This window comes from Streptomyces sp. NBC_01803 (genome assembly GCF_035917415.1).
GTDB lineage: Bacteria > Actinomycetota > Actinomycetes > Streptomycetales > Streptomycetaceae > Streptomyces.
Genome location: NZ_CP109073.1, coordinates 2,876,607 through 2,893,219 on the forward strand (window position 1 = coordinate 2,876,607; position 16,613 = coordinate 2,893,219).

Below are 16,613 nucleotides of genomic sequence, written 5' to 3' on the forward strand. Positions count from 1 at the left end.
TGGCGTCGTGACGGAGATGTGACCGCGCCGGCCGGGTCAGGTGAGTGCGGGGGTGATCGCTCGGAGCCGGGTACGGGCGGTTTCGGCGTAGTGGGCGGATTGCTCGATGCCGATGAAGTTCCTGCCCCCCCTGAGGGCGGCGGCGCCGGTTGTCCCGCTGCCGGCGAAGGGGTCGAGCACGGTGCCGTCCTCGGGGACGATGCGCACGAGCTGCCGCATGACGTCCTCGGGCTTTTGGGTGATGTGCTGCCGCTGGCTGCCGCGGGGCTGGCTTCCGGTGAAGTGTCCGGGCAGGTATACCGGGTCGTTGCCCGGGATCATGGCGCCGTTGCTGCCCCAGACGATGAATTCACAGTCCTGCCGCATGCGTCCGGGCTGGGGGCGTGCGGTGGGTTTGTGCCAGACGGCGATGCCGCGCCAGGTCCATCCTCCGGCCTGGAGGGCGTCGGTGGTGGCGGGGAGCTGGCGCCAGTCGGTGAAGACGAGGGCGGCACCGCCGGGGCGGGTGAGGCGGAAGCACTCGGCCAGGAGCAGAGAGAGCCAGTAGCCGTAGGCGCGTTGGTCGCGGTTCTCGCCGGTGAAGTCGCCGAGGTCGTGGCCGTGGTGGCGTCCGTCGTTGGTGAGGTACTTCTCGCGGGCGGTACGGCTGGTGCGTTCGGTCATCGTGCGTCCGCCGGAGTTGTACGGGGGGTCGGCGATGACGGCGTCGATGGGGGTGTTGAGGGTGGGCAGGATCAGGAGGGCGTCTCCGTGATGCAGGGTCCAGGTCATGGGCAGCCTCCGGGCAAGTCGCCTGCGCGGCCGGTGGGCAGCGAGCTAGCCAGTGTGCGGCGGGAGAACAGGCGAAGGCCCCTGCCGGGTGCGGCGGGGCCTTCGGGAGGTTCTGTGTCCGGGCACGCCGGACTTGCGGCCCAGTGTGCGGCATGATCGCCCGGGACGCAACTACGGGGCGTCACGCTGCTGCGGTGGTGAGATGCCAGGTGCGTCCGCAGCGTCCGCAGACCGCTCCGGGTTCGCCGCCATCGCCGCCTTCGATGGTGATGTCGCCGCCGCAGCCGTCGTGCTGACGCCCGGTTGATGCGCGCCGTCTCGCGATGTGGAGGATGCGGTTGGTGGTGATGGCGCAGGCAGCGGCCACGTCGGCGATGAGGCGGCTCTGCGCGGTGTTGAGGGGGCGGAACGGGCCGTCGGTAGGGCCGTCGAGGCGGGCAAGGAGCCAGGTGGCGGCCTGCACGGCGGTGTTGGTGGTGTGGCCGATGCGCCAGCGGCGGGGGTCTGCGGCGTCGCGGGCGGCGAGGAGGACGGCCTGGCGGTGGAGGTCGTCGGTCCACCCCTGCCGTGTTGAGGCGTAGATGGGCTGGCGCTGGATCTGGCTGGCGGTGTGGTCGGTCAGCTCGGTCAGGGTGTCGGTGATCTCGCGCATGGCGTCGAGGACTTCGGGGGCGATGGGGAGCTGGCGGACGTCTCCGGGCCGGCCGTCGCCGAACTCGTCGGGCTCGCGGAGGCGCTGGATGCCCATAGCGGGGGGCCAGTCGGTGTTCTGCCGGAGGGCGACGGCGTCGCCGAGATCGGGCCAGTGGCGAAGGATGAGCCGGAGGTTGTCGGCGGCCTGCCGGGTGTCGGTGCGGGCGTTCATGCTGCGAGTCCTTCCGTGTCGGGCCACTGGCAGCCGGCCAGGGCGGTGGCGTTGCGTTCGGGGACGGGGGCGAGGGGGTGGCCGAGGTGGTGCAGGCCGGCGGCGAGGAGGGCGTAGGCGTCGGCGCGGTCGTAGCGGGCGGGGCCGTCGAGTTCGATGCCGTACCGGTCGGTGATGGCGGTGCGGACTTCGCCTTTGGAGGCGTTGCCGCGGCCGGTGGCGTACATGGCGCGGTTGGACGGGGGGACGACGGCGTAGGGGATGCCGCGTTTCCAGCACCAGTGGCGGAGCATGACGCGGAGGCCGGCGAGGTCTTCATGGCGGTGGCGGACGCCGTTGCCGTAGGAGGGCCCTTCGAAGACGACGAGGTCGGCGTTGCGGATGAAGTCGCCGATGTGGTCGACGAGGTGGGCGAGGCGGGGGTGGCCCTTCAGGTTCTTCGGCCGGACGAAGTCGGTCCACCCGGCGCCCGCGAGGCCCGTACAGGTCAGGGAAAGATCGGCACCGATGACCAGAGGGGGCGCGGGGGCGACAGTGTTCCCGCCGGGGAGGATCACGCCGCGCTCGGCGCGGTCGAGGAGGTCCGCGGCGCGGGCGGGTGTGGCGGTCACAGGGACTTCCCTCCCTTGTCGAGGGCGTTCTGGATGAGCGAGGCGCCGCGGTCGTCGCCGGTCTCCCTCAGGACGTCGCGCAGCTTCTCCATGCCTGCGCGGTCGATCAGGATCTCCGTCCGTCCGAAGGCGTCGGTGTACGCGCGGGTGTTGATGCCGAGCGCGGCCGGGGTGGCCTTGAAGGCGGCGGGGTCGAAGTCGTCGGGTGGGGTCACGGCGGGCTCCTTCAGGCGGCGAGGGCGGAGGGGATGCGTTCGAGAACGCTGGAGACGCGCTTCAGCGCCTGGAGGTCAGCGACTTCGCCGGCGGTGGCGTCGGGCGGGACGGCGATGCGGTGGTACCGGCACCAGGCCCGTTGCTTGCCGCTCGGCGGCCTCTCCCTCCAGTTCGCCGAGCGCTGGACGAACGCGGGCGGCGCGAGCTGCCGGGCCTGCTTCTCCGTCCACTGCATGGCGAACTGGAGCGACGTCTCCAGATCGGGGTTCGGGGCCCGGACGCCTTGGCCGACGTCCCACCTCCGCACCCGGTACATCCCGGGGGTGGCGCCGCGGATCAGGAAGAGGAACAGCTCGTTGGTGAGCGGGACGAACCAGGTGCCGCTGTCGGTGCGCAGCCAGCGCACGGGCGAGTTGTGGAAGAGGTCGACGTCCTCCCAGTCGACCTCGCCGAGCGGCTGGTCGGAGGCTTCGGCGTCGGCTGCCTCGCCGAGGGTCCGCCCTTCCTCGACGTCGGCGATCTCCCGCCCGGTCAGGTCGACGATCGAGGCGAGCTTGTGGCGGGTGGAGGCGCCCATGACGTCGAGGATCAGCGCGTCCTTCTTGCCCTCCCACATCCGCAGCCCGCGGCCGGCCATCTGGCAGTACAGGCCCGGGGACTTCGTCGGCCGGGCTATGACGACGCACGACGTCCAGGGGGCGTCGAACCCTTCGGTGAGCACCGCGCAGTTCGTGAGGACCTGGATGTCCCCGGCCTCGTACCACTTCAGGACGGTGGCGCGGCTCTCCTTCGGCATGTCGCCCCAGACAGTGGCCGCGCGTATCCCGGCGTCGTTCAGGGCGTCGGCCATGGACTGGGCCGTGGCCACGGTGGGGGTGAAGACGACACCGGGCCGGTCGGCGGCGTACTGCTTGTAGGCGCCGGCGACGACGCCGGCGGCTCCGGAGTCGTCGAGGGCCTGGGCGAGCTGCCCGTCCTGGAGATCGCCCGCGCGGGTCTTGACCTTGTCGAGGTTGAGGCCCTGGACGACGACGCGCTTGCCGCGGACGTCGACGAGGTACTCGGGGATCATGTCGAGGATGTCGAGGGTGAAGACGACCTCTTCCCAGACGTCGGCGAGGCCGCCGTCCTGCCGGGTCATGGTGGCGGTGAAGCCGGCGGTGGGGATGCCGCGCCAGGCGCCGAAGTGCTCCAGGACGGTCATGTAGGTGGGGGCGGCGGCGTGGTGGCACTCGTCGACGATGATCAGGCCGATGTCGCGGATGGCTTCACGGCGCTTGCGGACGGCGAGGGTCTGGATGCTGGCGACGATGACGTCGGCGTCGTGGTGCTCGTCGCGTTCGGCTTTGACGATGCCGACGCGGAGTCCGGGGGCGACGGCGCGGATCTTGTCGGCGGCCTGCTGGATGAGTTCCTCGCGGTGGGCGATGACGAGGGCGCGGCGGCCGTTGAGCGCGGCGAGGATCGCGAGGATCAGGTTGGCGAAGACGACGGTCTTGCCGGCGCCGGTGGGCAGGACGACTGCCAGGCGGTTGTGGGGGCCCTTCCAGCCGTTGGTGAGCGCGTTGATGGCCTCGGTCTGGTAGGGGCGCGGGGTGAATGCGGGCATGGCTCTACCTCGATCCGGAGGCGGGGATTTGGTGGCTGGGCGGGGCGGTACGCGGTGCGTACCGCTGCGTACCGGGTGCGTACCAGGGGCCATAAAGGCTTTGACCTGCTATTTCTCTTAGAAATAGAGGGGTGGTACGCAAGGTACGCAGAAACAGACCCCTAGATACGTGTGCGCACACGCGCACGCGCACGCCCACACACGCACGCCCGAGGGGTGTCTGTTCGGTGCCAGTGCGTACCGCGTACCGGCCCCCCTCTACAGGGGGTGTGACCTGCTGAAACGCTCTCCGAAGGGTGGTACGCGCCGACTGCGTACCACCTGCGCCCGGGGTGAGGTTCACGCCGCCCCCACCCGGTCGTAGCCGAAGGTGATGCCCTCCGGGGTGAAGGACAGGCACTTCGCGCGGGTGCCGTCGAAGCGCTTGGGGATCAGGTGCGGGGGACGCTGTGAGGGCAGGACGTCGAGGTACCCGGCGTCGATCCAGCTGCCGACCACGGCATCCAGGGAGTAACCGGAGTCGGCGAGGATCTTCCGCACGCGCTCGGGGAGGAGGGCGACCTTCCGGCCCTTCTCCGCCTCGGTGATGACGCCGAGCCAGCCCTGGAACGGCGGCCGGTCGTCGGCGTCCCGCTGCGGGGTCCACAGTTCCCAGCTGTGGGCGGCGACGTACTCGCGGACCACGTCCATGGCCATCTCGGGCCGGTTGTCGGTGGGGCTGTGCGCGGCGAACATCGCCTGCCAGCGTGCGGCGGGCAGCGGCTCGTAGGGCAGCAGGCCCATGCCGCACGCGAGGATCTCGGCGAGGGCGAGGATGGCGACCATCGGGGCGCGGCGGCCGGTCATGTCGCTCTCGCCGCGGAACGTCTCGGCGAGGTCCTGGTGGCGCTGCTTCAGGGCGTCCCGGCCGCCGGGTGCGGCGAGCCTGGGGATGATGAACTCGACGAACGCCGGTCCGGCGTGGCCGTAGTTCTCGAAGACGCCTTCGCGGGCTTGGACGGCGACCCGGCCGCCGTTCTCTCCGAAGGGCGGGATGGTCGTGCCGAGGATGCGGGCGGCGGCGCCCTGGGCGGTGGTGAAGGACAGCGCGGGCCGCTCGCCGGAGGACAGGAGGATCGTCTCCCAGGGCAGCATGGTGCCGAACGCGCCGCCCGAGCGTGCCTTGCCGTGGTTCATCGGCAGCTGGTAGAGGACCTCGTCGATGATGGCCTCGTCCGTGACGGCCATGGTCTCGTCGAAGACGGTGACGATGCCGCGCACCAGGTTGAGCCGCTTCTCGATCGCGTACAGGGTGGTGCGCCAGTTCGACATGGCGTTGGCGTGCTCGCTGGGGTTGGCCCAGCAGCTCAAAGAGCACTGCAACGAGGTGGTCTTGCCCTTGGTACTGCGCGAGGAGATGTCGAGGGTGAAGGAAGGCAGGCCGAGGGGGCGAAGGAGCGGCGCGGCCAGGGCGGCGGCGATGGCTATACGCGGCACGGGGAACGGTTCGAGGAGGGCGACGGTCTCCTTCCAGCCTTCCAGGGTGCCCTTGCGGCCGTGGGCCTTGGCCGGGCCGCGCATCTCTTCGTAGACGACGTCGACCTTGGTGCCGTCCTCCGGTGAGGAGACGAAACTCCCGTCGTCCTGCCAGCCGAGCCAGCGGGCGAGCTTCTCGCTCGGGATGTTCTTGCCGTCGGCGTTGGCGGCCTCGAACTCGGCGAGCCAGCGTTCCAGGACGCGGGCGTCGCCCTCGACGGCGGGCAGGCCGCCACCGCCGAGCTGCTCGATCAGCTTCCGGCCGCGCTTGGCCGTCTCGCGGGAGACGATGCGGGAGATCTTCCGCTCGAACGGCATCGTACGGTCGATCCACGACAGCTCGATGTACTGCTCCCCTTCGGGGTCCTCGAAGGTGGCCGTGATGACGAGGGGGGCGAACGCGAAACGGACCCAGACCTCTTCCTTGCCGACCGGCCGCAGGATCGCGACGCCGGTGTCCTTGATGCGGTAGCCCCGTGGGGTCTTCGTCTTGGCGGGCAGGCCGAAGACCTTGGCGTAGTCGAACGGCTTGGCCGCGTCCGGCGGCGCGTCCTCCCCACTCTCGGGCTGGGGCTGGGGCTCGGGATCGGCGGCCGGGTCGAGCGCGGCCGTGCCCTCGACCGGCGGGACGGATCGAAGGTGCTGCCCCCGCCCCACACCGCGTGCCGTCTTGATCTCCGCGAGGGCGGCGGCGGGCAGGGCGCGCGCGGCCGGGGTGGCCTCGGGGTGGCCGTCCGCCGCACGGCGGATGTCACGGGCAGCGGCGGACTGGTCGCCGCGGTGGTGGATCGCGGCGAACAACTGGCCGGGCGAGAGCACGTGGTTGAGCGACCCGGGGTCGAAGCCGGGGAAGTTGTCGGTGCGCACGGTGGCGGCGAAGCCGCCCTTGTGCACGGCGATGCCGTCGACCGAGTTGCCCTCGCCCCAACCGGGCCGCAGCCAGCGCTGGCAGTCGCCGCCGCAACCGGGCAGAGAGCAGCTTCCGGGGTATTGCTCGCGGTAGGTCGCGCCGGCGAACTCCAGGATCTCGCCGCAGCAGGCGTGATCGCCGAGGATCTGCAACGGCCCGGGGCCGTCGTGAGTCCGGCCGCTGGCGGCGGCGCGCTGGGGCCGGTCGGACTTCGGCGGCGGCGTGCGCTTGGGCGGGGCGGGCTTCAGCTCGGCCGCCAGGCGCAGCAGCTCGTCCAGGGGGTACCGCGGCCCGGCCGTCTCGGTGACGACGCGGGCCATGACCGGCATGCGGCCGACCTTCCGGTTGATGGTCCCGGGCAGGCGCAGGACGCGCGCCAGGTCCTTCACGCCGGTGCCGTAGCCGACGCCCATCTTCTTGGCGCCCGCAGCCAGGATGTTCTGCCAGTCGGCAGCCAGCTGGACGGCAGCGTCGAAGTCGATGTCCTCGCCGATGACGACGGGCGCGGAGAGGATCCAGCGGGCGTAGAGCCCGCCGCCGGAGTGCTCCACGCGGCTCGGCGAGGGGAGGCGCGCGAACTTGGCGATATCGATGGCCTCGCGCTCGTCCTTGGGCAGGCCGGCCGTCTTGTGGCCGTCGTCGCCGAAGTCGAGGTCCGACCACATGTCGAGCAGGGCGTGGGAGTCGCGGGCGGCGCCGCGGGACCCGGCGGCGAGCCGCTCCTTGACGGTGGTGACGCGGGTGTAGATGCCTTCGACGCCCGCGCGGTCCTCGGTCATCGCCCACTGGACGGCGGTATCGAGGTTGTCGGTCTGGATGCCCGTCCAGTTCCGGGTGGAGCAGAGCGCGATGAGACCCGGGGCGGTGCCGAAGTGCGAGGTGAGCCAGGCCCGGACGATCTCCGGGTCTGCGGTCAGCGGCTCGGGGGTGGTGTTCACGAACGGTGGCTCGCTTCTGTGGTGCCGACGGGTGTTCGTGTGGTGCGGGCCGGGGCGGTGTGGGGTCCGCCCCGGCCCGCGGCCTGCTACCCGGTGCCTCCGTCTCCCCGCCGGAGCGCGCCGAACGGGCCTTGCGCGATCTGGTGCTTGGCCACCTCGGCCGAGGGAAGCGGGCCGTCGGCGAGGATCACGTCCGTGAGCGTCTCGCCGGTGTAGGTGGCGGTTCCGTCCCCGGCGAGACGGGCGACCTTGAAGCGGTCGCCGAGGCCGGAGGCGATCACGGAGCGGCGCAGCGCGGGCTGGATGTTGTCCATCAGCTCGTTGCCCCAGGGGCCTTCGAGGGCGAGGAGCAGCGCCATCTGCCAGTTGCAGACCGGTACCGGATAGGTGCGGCCGTCGGGCATGTGGACGGTGTACTCGTCGATGCGCGGCGCGACGGGCGGGTCCTGGCTGGCCTCGGCGATCTCGTCGTCCCGCATGCGGTGCCACTGCTCCGGGGTGGCGCCGGTGATGGACAGGACTTCGTGGACGAAGAACCAGTCCGCGTCTCGGCCCGTGTCGGCGAGGACGCACCGGAGGCTGCCCAGCCCCATGAAGCCGATGGGATCTGGGAGTTGGGGGATCAGGCGTCCCTGCCGTTCGGCGAGGTCGCATACGGACAGCAGGGTCCGGGCGCGGTACCGGCGCAGGCGTCCGGCTTTGCGGTCGCGGCGGATGGTGGCCCGGTACGTCTTGGGGTCGGCGGGGCCGGGGCGGCCGGGGGTGTCGCCGGCCGTCGGCGTGCTGTCCGCGGTCACCGGGTGGCCGCCTCGGTGTCGTGCAGGCGGTTGTTGGCCTCTTCGCAGGAGAGGAACTCGGCGAGCTTCTCCAGTTCGCCGCAGTGGTCGCGGATCCGCTTGGCCTCGGCCCGCAGCCCGGCTGAGTCCAGGCCCGTCCAGCCGCCCCCCGCCTCGAAGCCGAGGGAGACCTGGTTGCCTTCGGTCTCCTCGGCCATCAGGGAGGCGCCGAGGTAGTTGCCGGTGCCGTCCGGGTCGGGCAGGGCCAGCTCGCGGGAGGTGTGGACGTTGTGCTCGCCGGTCTCCTTGCACCAGGGGAACTCCGGGCAGAACTCCGGCCGGGGCTCGTGGGCCTGGCGGGCGAGGTGCCGTACCTGGGCGGCGAAGGCGTCGAGCCGGTCGGCGTACTCGTCGGCCTGCTGCGGCGTGAGGATGGTGTACGGGTCGTCCTCGGTGCCGACGGTCAGGTGCACGTTGGGCGTGGGGTTGGTGCAGTTGTCGTTGCCGTACAGCACGGCGTGCATGAGGGGACCGGTGATGCCCTCCATGCCGGGCGGCGGGGCCAGGTCGACGCGGGCGGACTCGTGGGCGGTCGGCTCGTCGTCGTCGCCGGGCTCGATGCACCACGAGTAGCAGGGGGTGCGGAACAGCGCCGAGGCGGTGGAACGGGCGGCGGCATCGGTCGCGGTGGTCGCGGCGGTGGTCGCGGGGCGTCCGGCCTGGGGGGTGGGCACCGGCGCGGGCGCGGTGGTCTCGATGCTCATCGGGCGGCCTCCGTCCCGGTCTGCTCGGCGGCGAGCGCCGCGGTGCCTTCGTCCCAGAACACGACCGTGAACCGGTTCTCGTCGGCCTCGTAGCGGATCTCGCCGAACTCCGCTTGGATGCGGACTTCGTGCAGGCCGTCGGCGTCCTCGCGTGCCTTCATCTCCGTCAAGGCGGTGGCGGCGATGTCGTACAGGTCGGTGGTGGAGGCGCCGCGCATGAGGCGGGCCAGCAGCCCCTCGTCGGGGTTGATCAGGCTCATCGGGCGCTCCACTTCGTGATGACCAGGTCCAGGCCGGTGCTGGTGGCGTAGGCGACGGGGAACTTCGCCCGTCCGCGCCGTTCGGGGATGACCTCGAAGTGGCCGGAGCGCTGCCATTCACGGCGGGGCATGTTGCGGGTCTTGGGCCCGGACTGGCCCTCGGAGACCTGTTTGCGGAACAGGCCCTGCTCGACAAGCCAGTCGGTGAGGTCCCCGACGTAGACGTCGAGCATGTCGGCGATGGCGGTCATCCCGACGAGGCCGTCGGCGTCGAGGAGCCGGTCGTACTTGGCGGCCTTGGGTTCCAGGGCAGCGACCTGCGCTTGGGCGGCTTCGAGTTCGCGCTGCTGGGCGGCGGCGAGTTCCAGCGCCTCAGCGAAGGTCTGGGGTACCGCTGCGGCCTGGTAGCGGCCGGTCTCGCGGATCTCGCGGAGGATCGCCTTGACCTGCTTCTTGATGGCCTTGGCGCCGGGGAGGGTGCTGCGGAAGATCAGCTCCCACAGGCCGTCCTCGAAGATGACCCACTGCTTGCGCTTCTGCCATTCGCCAACGCTCTGACCTGCGTGGTTAACCTCCTGGGGTACCCAGGTAGAGACGTACTCCCGCCCCTTCTCGTCGGCGTCGACGATCTGTAGGGCTTTCTGGGTCGTGGAGTAGTCGAGGGTCTTGGCGAAGTCGGCGGCCACGGCGTAGGCGGTGCCGTCGTCGGTGATGCCGAATCTGATCTGCTCTCCGGAGATGTCGAAGAGCTGAAGGGCGTCGATACCCGGTCCGGACTGCTCGATGGGAGGTGGCTGTGTCACGATGGTCATGAGTGCGCTCTCTTCTACTTACCGGTAGGTGTGGTGTTGCGCTCGACAGACGGCGCCGGCTCGACCCCGGCGCTGTCGTCGTTTTCGGTGATCTCGGCCAGCCCGAGGAAGGCGAAGACGTGCGCGGTGCGCACGTAGTGCTTCCGGGCAACCTGGACGGGCTCGACGGGCAGGCGCCCCTCGGCAAGGAGCTTGTAGGTCGTGGATTCGGCGAGTCGGAGGACGCCACGCCCGAAGTCGGGCCACAGCGGCATGAGCGGCGGCTGCCGGCACAGGTCGCCGATGGTCAGGACCGTGTCGCTGGGCTGCTGAGCCGTGGAGGTAATGCGGTCGCGGGCGGCCACGTCGGTGGCGCTATCGAGCCGGGTCACGCCGACTCCTGCCGGGTAGCCAGGATCTGTCTGCGCAGCTCGGCGATGAGCTTGGCGTACTGCAGAGCACCGTGCCCGCAGGGGCGTCTCGTTCCCTTCTCCCACCGCCAGACGGTGGACTGATCGACCCCACAGGCGCGAGCGACCTCTCCGATGGACAGATCTGCGGCGACTCGCAGCCGCCGCGCTTCGCCGTTGCTCACGGCGGCGCGGATCTCGGCGAGCCGCAAGGCTGATTGTGGTTGAAGCATAGGCCGTACCCTAGCCAGAACCCTGACCATTCTCAAGGGGCGAGGGGTTGTGATCGTCCGAAACGCGGACAGGCTCTTGCCGCACCCTTGCCGCTATGTGCAGGATGGATGCCATGAGCGACTACCTGACCCCACCGCCAGACTGGCGATACGAGGCGCTTCCGTGGTTCGCCTGGGACGACATGGAAGAACTGCCACGCTTGGTGCAGGTGGGGGCCACGCTGCTCCCGGAGTTCTTCCACCTGGCGATCGGCAATGAGCGCATGTGGGGGCCGGCGCGTGATGAGAAGCCGGACGACGTCATGCTGTTTTTGAACTTTCAGGTGTTCGACGGGTCGATCGAGATGGCGGAGGCGCGGTCGGTTCCGTTCGATGTCGGGCTCGTTTGTGCGAAGGTGCAGAAGGTCGTACCGGCAAGCAAGTGGAAGAGTCTGGGTATCCACTACATGACGAGATACCTGGTGACCTTCATGGAAGATGAAGGGCTGCCCGAAGAAGATCCGATGGCTGAGCGCCGGGCGTGGAGGCACCATGCGGACTATCGGCGCCCGACAGCTGCGGTGCAGTGGATCGAACGCCTGCAGACGCATGCAGCGGACGCCTACGCGATCGCTCGTGACCAGCCCACCCCCCGACGCCGCCGGAATCGGATGACGGTGGAGTTCCTACGGCAGGTGGCCGAGCAGTACACATTCGCCGAGGACTCCGACCAACCCCCAACGCGATGGGTCGCCGACTACTTCAAGACCCCTCACTCGACGGCCGCGAAGTGGGTGGCAACAGCTCGGCGAAAGGGACTCCTCCCGCCAGCTGAATCAGCCAGGAACGATGCAGCCCGCGCGGCGGTACGCCCCTCGGTCCGGCTAGCAACTGAGGAAGAGATCAAGGATCTTCAGGAGAGGTTGGGGACGTGACAGATGGCGGGTAACCGATGAAGGGTTCGACGTACAGGCGCTGTTACTGCCGCGGTGAGGATGGCAGGCCGCTGGGTAAGACGTGCCCGCAGCTGACGAGCAAGCGGCACGGCACGTGGGCGGTCCGGCAGGAGCTGCCGCCGCGTGAGGACGGCGGCCGCCGCTCGTTCTCCCGCTCCGGCTACACGTCGGCGGCCAAGGCCCAGGAAGTGCTCGACCAAGTCCGGGCGCTCCTGGCTCTGCCCGATCACGACGACCTTGAGGCGCTGACCCGGCTCGGTGACCGTCTTGAAGAGGTCAGCAAGGACAAGAAGGCACCCCTGCCGGACCCCTCGGAAACACGCCGCCGACTGCGCCGCGGGCAGAAGCTCACCTCCACCATGACCGTGGCGGATCTGCTGGAGGAATGGCTGGAGGCGAAACGCAAGGCCGAGCGCCGGAAGACGACCCTCAACGGCTACGCCAGCCATGTGCGGGTCCACCTGATCCCGGGCATCGGCGACGTGCGCCTGGACCGGCTCACCGTCGGGCACTGCCAGGCGATGTTCGACGCGATCGACGACCGCAACGACGTCATAGCCGCCGAGAACCGGGCCCGCCGGGAGCAGGCCGCGCGCTGCAAGTGGACCAAGAAGAAGGGCCGTCCGCCGGCCGCTGAGCGGGCGAAGCTGGACGCCGAGCGGGAGCAGCTGGCGGGGATGCCGCCGTTCCGCAAGCTGACCGGGCCGGCGACCAAGCAGGCCATACGGCGCACGCTCCGCACGGCGCTGAACTACGCCATCGGACGCGAGTACTACACGTCGAACAATCCTGCCCGGTTCGTTGAACTGGCCACCGCGCGCCGCCCGAAGGGCCTTCTGTGGACCGCCGAACGGGTCGAGCGCTGGCGGGAGACCGGCGAGAAGCCGAGCCCGGTGATGGTGTGGACCCCGGTACAGCTCGGCGCGTTCCTGGACGCCGCCGAGGATGAGCCGCTGTACGCCTGCTTCCACCTGATCGCCTATCACGGCCTGCGGCGCGGCGAGGCCGTCGGACAGGAGTGGGGGGACATCGACTTCCAGCGCAAGGTGCTGACCGTCGCGAAGGAGATCACCGTCGACGGGTGGACGCCGTATGAGTCCGCACCAAAGACGGACGGCTCGGCCGGCGCCGTGCGCATCGACAGCGGCACCGTGGCGGTGCTCCAGGCGCACCGGCTGCGGCAGCAGGCACAGCGGGAGAAGCGCCTGGAGGCGGGCCTGCCGTGGACGGACACGGGCAAGGTCTTCACGGCCGAGGATGGCGCCTGGCTGCACCCGGAGACGGTCAGTGACGAGTTCCGCCGGATCGTTGCGGAGGAGGATCTGCCGCCGATCAACCTGAGGGACCTGCGGCACGGGGCTGCGGCGCTCGTGAAGGCGGGCGGAGGCGATCTGCACGACGCGAAGGAGAAGCTCCGGCACTCCTCGATCACGCTGACGTCGGACACCTACATGGCGCTGTTCGAGGAGGCGACGGAGGAGCTGACGGAGAAGGCGGCGGCGGTGGTTCCACGGGCCAGGAGGGCGCCCGCTGGGACCGGCGCTCACGCATCGCTCACGCAGGAGCCCGGAAACAGCTGAGGGCCTTACGCCGACCCGGGTCGGCGTAAGGCCCTCCGGTGCAGGTCACCGGGCAGATGAGATGACCGCGATTCGGTAGGCCGTGTGGGACTCGAACCCACAACCAAAGGATTAAAAGTCCTCTGCTCTGCCAATTGAGCTAACGGCCCGCACCGAGCAGCATAGCCTCCGCACGGGTCCGGCCTCGAAGCGAGATATCTCGCTTCGAGGCCGGTCGTCGGAAGGTCAGCTGTCGCGCTTCCAGCGGGGCTTGTCGGCGCGCCGGTCGAAGCCGGCGGCCGGACGGTCGTCCCGGCGGTCGTAACCGCCGGTGGCCGGGCGGTCGTCCCGGCGGTCGTAACCGCCGGTGGCCGGGCGGTCGTCCCGGCGGAAGCCGCCGCTCGGACGGCGGTCGTCACGGCGGTCGTCACGGCGGAACGACGAGCCGCCGCCGCTGCCACTGCCGCCACCACGCCGGTCGTCACGACGGAACCCGGAGCCGCCGCCGCTGCCGCTGCCGCCACCACGCCGGTCGTCCCGGCGGAAGCCGCCGCCCTGCGGACGACGGTCACGGTCACCGTTGCGGAATCCGCCCCGGTCGCCCCGGTCGCCGCGCTCCTCACGCTGGTCCTGGCGGGCCGCCTCGGCGCGGGCCGCCGCCTTCTCGATCCGGCGCGCCTCGCGGTCGTCCTCGGCCAGCGCGAGCTGCCGCGCCTCGGCCGCCGCCGCGATCGCCTCGGCCGGGTCGTCGCCGCGCTCGCGCGCCGCGCGCGCGGTCAGGCGCTCGGCCTCCTCGCGCAGCTCCTCCGACCGCGCCGCGGCCCGCTCCAGCTCGCGCGTGAGCCTGGCCACCTCGCGCTCGGCGTGCCGCACCGCGCCCATCGCCGCCTCGGCCTGCACCTCGGTCAGCGAACGGGCGCCGATGACCTCGGCGATGTCGTCGTCGAAGAGATCGCCCCGGCCGATGATGTGGCGCCCGGCGTCCACGCCCGCGTCCTCCATCAGCCGGAAGATCGTCCGCCGCTGGTGCGGGAGCGCCAGCGAGACGACCGTGCCCGAACGCCCGGCCCGCGCCGTGCGGCCGGAGCGGTGCAGGTAGTCCTTGTGGTCGGCGGCCGGGTCGACGTTCAGCACCAGGTCGACGTTGTCCACGTGGATGCCGCGCGCCGCGACGTCGGTGGCGACCAGGACGGCGACGCGGCCGTCCTTGAACTCCGACAGCGTGCGCGTGCGGGCGCCCTGCGTCATGCCGCCGTGCAGCGCGTCCGCGCGGATGCCCGCCTCGCGGAGCTGCGCCGCGACGCGGTCGGCGCCGAGCTGGGTGCGCACGAAGACGATCGCGCGGGTGCCCTCGCGAGCGGCGATGGCAGCCGTCAGCGGTGCCTTGTCGCGCGGCTTCACGATCAGCACGTGGTGGGTCATCGTGGTGACCGCGCCCTGGGCCGCGTCGACCTCGTGGCTGACCGGGTCCACCAGGTAGCGCTTGACGAGCGTGTCGATCTCGTGCTCCAGCGTCGCCGAGAACAGCATCCGCTGCCCGCCCGGCGGCACCTGGTCCAGCAGCTCGGTGACCTCGGGCAGGAAGCCGAGGTCGGCCATCTGGTCGGCCTCGTCCAGCACCGCCACCTCGACGTCCTCCAGCGAGCACGCCCGGCGACCGATGAGGTCGCGCAGACGGCCGGGGGTGGCGACGAGGATGTCGACGCCGCGCTCCAGGGCGTAGATCTGGTTGCCCATGGAGGTGCCGCCGCAGACGACCTTCAGCCGCAGCCCGAGCACGTCGCCGTACGGCTCCAGCGCGTCGGAGACCTGCATGGCCAGCTCGCGGGTCGGTGTGAGGATGATGGCGCGCGGGCGCTTGGGGGTGGTGCGGCGGCCGGTGAGCCGGGTCAGCAGGGGCAGACCGAAGCTCAGGGTCTTGCCGGAGCCGGTGCGGCCACGGCCGAGGATGTCCATGCCGGCGAGCGCGTCGGGGATGGTCGCGGCCTGGATCGGGAACGGCGAGGTGACGCCGTTCTCGGCCAGCTTGCGGACCACGTTCTGGGGCAGGCCCAGGTCGGCGAAGGTGGTGGTGGGCTCGTCGAGCGGGAGTAGTGCTTCAGCAGTCGTTACGGACATGCGTGGTGAGAACCTTCCGGAGTCTTCATGCGGGCACGCGCCTTAGCTCCGTAGGTGCTCTGGACCGCCTGGATGCGGTCAGCCACGGCTAGACGAGGAACGCGCCACACGGCGCGCTACTTCGGGGCGCCGGGCAAGTGGGATCAAACGATCTACAAGCATACGCACGGTGCGGCCCCGGGCGCAAACGGCGTCAGCCGCCCCCTTCGGACGCGGGCTCGGACGGGGACGCGGCCGGCTCCTCGGTGGGCTCCGGCTCGGGCTCGGGCTGGGGCTCGGGCTCCGGCTCGGGCAGCGGATGCGGCGCGTCCTCGCCGGAGCCGCCCCCGTCGCCGCCACCTCCGCCGCCACCTCCGCCGCCACCTCCGCCGTCCCCGGAACCACCCGCGCCACCGAGTTCGCCGGCCCCCGCGGCGGGCGCCGGATCGGGCTCGGCCGCCTGCCCGTGGCCGCCCTCGTCGCCGTGGTCGTCGTTCTCGCCCCGCTCGGAGCTCCCGCCCGCGTCGGGTGAGGGCGAGCCGGACGACGCCGCCTCCCCGGACCGCTCGCCGTTCTCCCCGCTCCCGGCCCCGGCCGCCCCGCCCGAGGCCGCCGGGACGCCCCGGTCCCCCTGCGACCGGTCCTCCCCCGGCACCTGGCCGCCCATCTCGGAGGCGGGCTCGTCGGTCGGGTCCGGCTCCACGCTGACGCACCCGCCGAGCGCGACGGCCACAGCGGAGGCCAGCAGGAGCAGAAGAACAGGGGCGGAACGGCTGGCACGGCGCACGGTGAGGCCACCTCCGGGAGAGGACGGGGTCGTCGGTCGGCTTCCGCTCACCTCAACTCCCGCACCCGGACGGAGGACACGGAGAACCTCAGCCGTAACCGAGCGCGTGCAACCGTTCGTCGTCGATCCCGAAGTGGTGCGCGATCTCGTGGACCACCGTGATCTCCACCTCTTCGATCACCAACTCCCGGCCGCCACCCTCCCGTTCGCACAGCCGCAGGGTCGGGCCCATATAGACGGAGATCCGGTCGGGCAGCACGCCCGCGTACCACTCGCCCCGGTCGGTGAGCGGCGTGCCCTCGTACAGCCCGAGCAACTCGGGCTCCTCGGGGTGGAGGTCCCCCCGGTCGAGGTCCGGGGGAGGCTCGTCCTCGACGAAGATGGCCACGTTGTCCATCAGCCGCGTCAGCTCGGCGGGAATCCGGTCCAGCGCCTCGCTGACCAGCCCCTCGAACTCCTCGCGCGTCATTTCCAGCACGTCCCCATTGTCCGCCCGGGACGACCTCCGGGGGAACGGTGGCGGTGGCGGAAACGGCAGGGGAACCGTTTTGCCGATCGCTCTGGGT

At 71.1% G+C, this 16,613-nt stretch carries 17 protein-coding genes and 1 tRNA gene; 2 read left to right on the forward strand and 16 right to left on the reverse strand.

From position 1 onward, the window contains the following. Nucleotides 1-36: 36 nt before the first annotated feature. From OIE51_RS12710 to OIE51_RS12765, 12 genes are all read right to left on the reverse strand, one after another. A complete protein-coding gene (locus tag OIE51_RS12710; protein ID WP_326597764.1) occupies nt 37-771 on the reverse strand; it encodes a DNA-methyltransferase in 735 nt (244 codons plus the stop codon). Nucleotides 772-952: 181 nt separating this feature from the next. After that, a complete protein-coding gene (locus tag OIE51_RS12715; RefSeq protein ID WP_326597765.1) occupies nt 953-1,636 on the reverse strand; it encodes a hypothetical protein in 684 nt (227 codons plus the stop codon). Continuing rightward, nucleotides 1,633-2,247, reverse strand: coding sequence for a hypothetical protein (locus OIE51_RS12720; RefSeq protein WP_326597766.1), 615 nt, complete (start codon nt 2,245-2,247; stop codon nt 1,633-1,635). The genes OIE51_RS12715 and OIE51_RS12720 overlap by 4 nt, the downstream gene beginning before the upstream one ends. Beyond that, nucleotides 2,244-2,462 (reverse strand): hypothetical protein, encoded by a 219-nt coding sequence (locus tag OIE51_RS12725; protein WP_326597767.1) that lies wholly within the window; start codon nt 2,460-2,462, stop codon nt 2,244-2,246. Before OIE51_RS12725 ends, OIE51_RS12720 begins: the two co-directional genes overlap by 4 nt. 11 nt (nt 2,463-2,473) lie before the next feature. Next, a complete protein-coding gene (locus OIE51_RS12730; RefSeq protein ID WP_326597768.1) occupies nt 2,474-4,072 on the reverse strand; it encodes a DEAD/DEAH box helicase in 1,599 nt (532 codons plus the stop codon). A gap of 339 nt (nt 4,073-4,411) precedes the next feature. Then, nucleotides 4,412-7,435: a DUF927 domain-containing protein gene (locus tag OIE51_RS12735; protein ID WP_326597769.1), complete on the reverse strand. Its 3,024-nt coding sequence runs from the start codon at nt 7,433-7,435 to the stop codon at nt 4,412-4,414. An 86-nt stretch (nt 7,436-7,521) separates the two neighbouring features. Then, on the reverse strand, nt 7,522-8,232 hold the full coding sequence (locus OIE51_RS12740) for a hypothetical protein (RefSeq protein ID WP_326597770.1): 711 nt from the start codon (nt 8,230-8,232) through the stop codon (nt 7,522-7,524). Continuing rightward, nucleotides 8,229-8,975, reverse strand: a complete 747-nt coding sequence (locus OIE51_RS12745; RefSeq protein WP_326597771.1) for a DUF6907 domain-containing protein — start codon at nt 8,973-8,975, stop codon at nt 8,229-8,231. Before OIE51_RS12745 ends, OIE51_RS12740 begins: the two co-directional genes overlap by 4 nt. Then, nucleotides 8,972-9,235 carry a hypothetical protein gene (locus OIE51_RS12750; protein WP_326597772.1) on the reverse strand — a complete coding sequence of 88 codons (264 nt, stop codon included), beginning with the start codon at nt 9,233-9,235 and terminating at the stop codon, nt 8,972-8,974. The genes OIE51_RS12745 and OIE51_RS12750 overlap by 4 nt, the downstream gene beginning before the upstream one ends. Continuing rightward, entirely contained in the window at nt 9,232-10,047 is an 816-nt protein-coding gene (locus OIE51_RS12755) for a BRO family protein (protein ID WP_326597773.1), read from the reverse strand. Before OIE51_RS12755 ends, OIE51_RS12750 begins: the two co-directional genes overlap by 4 nt. A gap of 14 nt (nt 10,048-10,061) precedes the next feature. Then, on the reverse strand, nt 10,062-10,418 hold the full coding sequence (locus tag OIE51_RS12760) for a DNA-binding protein (protein WP_326597774.1): 357 nt from the start codon (nt 10,416-10,418) through the stop codon (nt 10,062-10,064). Beyond that, entirely contained in the window at nt 10,415-10,669 is a 255-nt protein-coding gene (locus tag OIE51_RS12765) for a helix-turn-helix domain-containing protein (RefSeq protein WP_326597775.1), read from the reverse strand. Before OIE51_RS12765 ends, OIE51_RS12760 begins: the two co-directional genes overlap by 4 nt. Before the next feature lie 113 nt (nt 10,670-10,782). Between OIE51_RS12765 and OIE51_RS12770 the strand changes: the two genes are divergently transcribed. Both OIE51_RS12770 and OIE51_RS12775 read left to right on the forward strand, forming a co-directional pair. Beyond that, a complete protein-coding gene (locus OIE51_RS12770; RefSeq protein ID WP_326597776.1) occupies nt 10,783-11,583 on the forward strand; it encodes a hypothetical protein in 801 nt (266 codons plus the stop codon). A gap of 17 nt (nt 11,584-11,600) precedes the next feature. Next, entirely contained in the window at nt 11,601-13,184 is a 1,584-nt protein-coding gene (locus OIE51_RS12775) for a site-specific integrase (RefSeq protein WP_326597777.1), read from the forward strand. A gap of 76 nt (nt 13,185-13,260) precedes the next feature. On the opposite strand, the gene OIE51_RS12780 is transcribed toward OIE51_RS12775, so the two are convergent. The 4 genes from OIE51_RS12780 to OIE51_RS12795 form a co-directional block, all read right to left on the reverse strand. Continuing rightward, a tRNA-Lys gene (locus tag OIE51_RS12780) sits at nt 13,261-13,333 on the reverse strand. Nucleotides 13,334-13,409: 76 nt separating this feature from the next. Further along, nucleotides 13,410-15,281 carry a DEAD/DEAH box helicase gene (locus tag OIE51_RS12785; RefSeq protein ID WP_326597778.1) on the reverse strand — a complete coding sequence of 624 codons (1,872 nt, stop codon included), beginning with the start codon at nt 15,279-15,281 and terminating at the stop codon, nt 13,410-13,412. 193 nt (nt 15,282-15,474) lie between these two features. Further along, nucleotides 15,475-16,047: a hypothetical protein gene (locus OIE51_RS12790; protein ID WP_326597779.1), complete on the reverse strand. Its 573-nt coding sequence runs from the start codon at nt 16,045-16,047 to the stop codon at nt 15,475-15,477. Between the two features lie 88 nt (nt 16,048-16,135). Next, nucleotides 16,136-16,516 (reverse strand): metallopeptidase family protein, encoded by a 381-nt coding sequence (locus OIE51_RS12795; RefSeq protein WP_326600611.1) that lies wholly within the window; start codon nt 16,514-16,516, stop codon nt 16,136-16,138. Between the last annotated feature and the right edge of the window lie 97 nt (nt 16,517-16,613).

What these genes read in the sequence shown, in the direction of transcription:
- OIE51_RS12710 (WP_326597764.1), bottom strand. Translation starts at nt 771, where the DNA reads ATGACCTGGACCCTGCATCACGGAGACGCCCTCCTGATCCTGCCCACC.
- OIE51_RS12715 (WP_326597765.1), bottom strand. Translation starts at nt 1,636, where the DNA reads ATGAACGCCCGCACCGACACCCGGCAGGCCGCCGACAACCTCCGGCTC.
- OIE51_RS12730 (WP_326597768.1), bottom strand. Translation starts at nt 4,072, where the DNA reads ATGCCCGCATTCACCCCGCGCCCCTACCAGACCGAGGCCATCAACGCG.
- OIE51_RS12745 (WP_326597771.1), bottom strand. Translation starts at nt 8,975, where the DNA reads ATGAGCATCGAGACCACCGCGCCCGCGCCGGTGCCCACCCCCCAGGCC.
- OIE51_RS12750 (WP_326597772.1), bottom strand. Translation starts at nt 9,235, where the DNA reads ATGAGCCTGATCAACCCCGACGAGGGGCTGCTGGCCCGCCTCATGCGC.
- OIE51_RS12755 (WP_326597773.1), bottom strand. Translation starts at nt 10,047, where the DNA reads ATGACCATCGTGACACAGCCACCTCCCATCGAGCAGTCCGGACCGGGT.
- OIE51_RS12765 (WP_326597775.1), bottom strand. Translation starts at nt 10,669, where the DNA reads ATGCTTCAACCACAATCAGCCTTGCGGCTCGCCGAGATCCGCGCCGCC.
- OIE51_RS12770 (WP_326597776.1), top strand. Translation starts at nt 10,783, where the DNA reads ATGAGCGACTACCTGACCCCACCGCCAGACTGGCGATACGAGGCGCTT.
- OIE51_RS12775 (WP_326597777.1), top strand. Translation starts at nt 11,601, where the DNA reads ATGAAGGGTTCGACGTACAGGCGCTGTTACTGCCGCGGTGAGGATGGC.
- OIE51_RS12785 (WP_326597778.1), bottom strand. Translation starts at nt 15,281, where the DNA reads ATGTCCGTAACGACTGCTGAAGCACTACTCCCGCTCGACGAGCCCACC.
- OIE51_RS12795 (WP_326600611.1), bottom strand. Translation starts at nt 16,516, where the DNA reads ATGACGCGCGAGGAGTTCGAGGGGCTGGTCAGCGAGGCGCTGGACCGG.